The sequence below is a fragment of the Achromobacter sp. GbtcB20 genome (assembly GCF_019091095.1).
Taxonomy (GTDB): Bacteria; Pseudomonadota; Gammaproteobacteria; order Burkholderiales; family Burkholderiaceae_B; genus Achromobacter; species Achromobacter mucicolens.
Genome location: NZ_JAGXJZ010000767.1, coordinates 1 through 246, shown reverse-complemented (window position 1 = coordinate 246; position 246 = coordinate 1). Strand labels below are relative to the sequence as shown.

Below are 246 nucleotides of genomic sequence, written 5' to 3'. Positions count from 1 at the left end.
ATGCCCGGGCCGCCGAGCTGGATCAGCAGGCTGCCGACCGGGATGTCGTTCTTGTGGGTGTGCTCATCCGCGATGTTGCCGATGCCGCCAGCGATCATGATCGGCTTGTGGTAGCCGTAGACGCCGCCGGCCGCCTGCGCATTCTGCTCGTAGGTACGGAAGTAGCCGCCCAGGACCGGACGGCCGAATTCGTTGCTGAAGGCGGCGCCGCCGAGCGGGCCGTCGATCATGATCTGCAGCGGCGAG

Annotated in this window: 1 protein-coding gene; it reads right to left on the bottom strand. The window is 67.1% G+C overall.

Annotated elements, in window-relative coordinates:
- Window positions 1–246, bottom strand: a 246-nt coding sequence (locus tag KVT32_RS31045; protein WP_217619526.1) for a hypothetical protein, incomplete at both ends; no start/stop codon positions are given.